Origin of the sequence: Mesobacillus sp. (assembly GCF_049588175.1) — a bacterium.
In the GTDB taxonomy this organism is placed as follows: domain Bacteria; phylum Bacillota; class Bacilli; order Bacillales; family Cytobacillaceae; genus Mesobacillus.
Window position 1 is genome coordinate 1 of the sequence record NZ_JBAVFI010000253.1, and the last position, 1,970, is coordinate 1,970.

2 protein-coding genes are annotated in these 1,970 nt (G+C 42.8%); one reads left to right on the plus strand and one right to left on the minus strand.

Annotated features, from left to right (window positions below; translation table 11 throughout):
- Window positions 1–346 precede the first annotated feature (346 nt).
- Window positions 347–529, plus strand: coding sequence for a hypothetical protein (locus WB217_RS06220; RefSeq protein WP_423991676.1), 183 nt, complete (start codon window positions 347–349; stop codon window positions 527–529).
- A 245-nt stretch (window positions 530–774) separates the two neighbouring features.
- Here WB217_RS06220 and WB217_RS06225 read toward each other — a convergent pair.
- A partial coding sequence (locus WB217_RS06225) for an Ig-like domain repeat protein (protein ID WP_423991678.1) occupies window positions 775–1,970 on the minus strand: 1,196 nt, incomplete at its 5' end.

Genomic DNA, 1,970 nt, shown 5'->3' on the forward strand with positions numbered 1-1,970 from the left:
TGATTAGCCCCGTTTTCTCTATGACTTACTGTCTCATCCTTATAAAAAGATGACGATGTTCGAGAATATCCAGACGCTGCCGCAATCTGCGAACCATATTCTACCCTAATTGTTTATTTTATCACAGAAATAGGAAATAAGTAACCGTTTGCCGAAAAATTTGACATGATTTGTTGAACTTTGTCTTAATGCCTGAAATTCTTGTTTATTTCCTGTAAAATTAGATATGTACTTATAATATTTTTATTGAAATTCACTGCTAATGTAATGTCAAAATAAAAGTAGTTGTACTTTTATTTAAAAAAACATTTACCAAACATAAATCGAATCGATTGGAGAAATGAAGATGGTTTATTTAACTGCCGCTGCCCTGCTTCTTATTATTGCTTCCTTTATGGTCATCAAAAACGCCCGCGGATCCGCTGACCGTGGCGAGAGTCCGGATATTAGCAATCCAACATCCGCTCCTGATAACATCGGGGATCATGACAGCGATTCTGCAGATGGGGATGGGGATGTTGGCGAATGATTGAGCCCCCTAGTCGGGCTTTTGAAAGTATGAAATCCGAGTTTCACACAGATAAACATGGAAGCACGAATTCAGAGGTGTTTCCGTAGTATTGCCTCTTTTTAAGGGTATGGACGGCCTCCGATCCTTTCTTCCTCTCCAGCCGTCAGATGGTGCCTCCTCATACATCACCCAATAGACTCCCTGCTGCGGATCAACAAAAAAGGATTCAGGAGTGTAACACACTCCTGAATCCTTTTTCTTTTCTATTCTTCTTCCACTTTCAATTTTCTTCTGCGAATCATTACTGTGCCTGAAGCCGCAATGAGTCCGATTATCCCTGCAATCGTTCCGCCTAATAATGGTTTGTTTTCATAGAACTTTACTAATGCACTCTTATTGGCGATCTCAAATGGGATGATCGTGTTTGATTCGTTGCCCGCTTCGTCATAGGCTATGACTTTGATTTCGTAGAATTTGATTTCTCTCAGCGTTGTTTTGATTACTTTGTAGCCATTTTCTTCAACCACATCGCCTTCGAAAAGCTCCCCGTTGATCAGGACGGCTTTCAAGGTGTCCTTCGGATTATCGAGGCGGATGGAGATATTGACTGGCTCATAGTATTTCTCCGATTTTTTGATGCCGTCGTAAATAACCTTTGGCTTCGTTTTGTCGATAATGAACTCGACACTCAGCTGCTGGATGTTTCCTGCTTTATCTTTTACCTCGAAGAACATGACATGCTTGCCTTCTTCCTTAATCGGATCACCTGCTTCATACGGTTTTCCATCAAGCATCATAGCGATGATATCGTAAGCGCTCATGTCCTCAATCAGAAGCTGAGGAAGTAAATCGGTTTTGAAGTACTTATTCGAGATTGGCTCCTTAAATTTGATCACCGGTGACGTTTTGTCAATGGTGAAGACAATGGTTCTCGTTGTCACATTGTTCGCCAGGTCAGTTACGACCGCTTTTAAAATGTAATCCTGTTCGTATTCTAGCTTTGTTCCGTTCTTGAACGACTTGCCATTCAGCGTGACCGATGTCTTGGCAGGGTCAAGATGGATATCAGAGTAAGTCACCTTTGGCGCAATATCCTTGTTGAAGAATCCGTCGAGTACACCCGAAATGTCAAGCTTCGGTTTTGTCGTATCAAGTGTGAAGCTGATTTCAAGCGTTGTTTCGTTTCCTGCTTTGTCTCTCGCAAGGACTTTGTAGGTGTACTGCATCTCCCTTGTCGCAGCCGGGACGCTGCTTCTCATGTTCGGGCCATTGTTCAGGGTGGCGGATACAATCATATCCTCCCTTTCATCCAGCGCGAATTCAGGAGTGAATACTTTATTGATGTACTCGCCCTTTTTGATCACACGGTTTTCACCTTTGAACTTCGGCGTGATCACCGGCTTTGTCTTGTCGATCGTGAACTTCATTGTCGTGCTGAAGCTGTTGCCCGCTTTATCGG

Bases quoted from the DNA above. Each gene is read 5' to 3' on its own strand.
- WB217_RS06220 (WP_423991676.1), top strand. From the start codon at position 347: ATGGTTTATTTAACTGCCGCTGCCCTGCTTCTTATTATTGCTTCCTTT.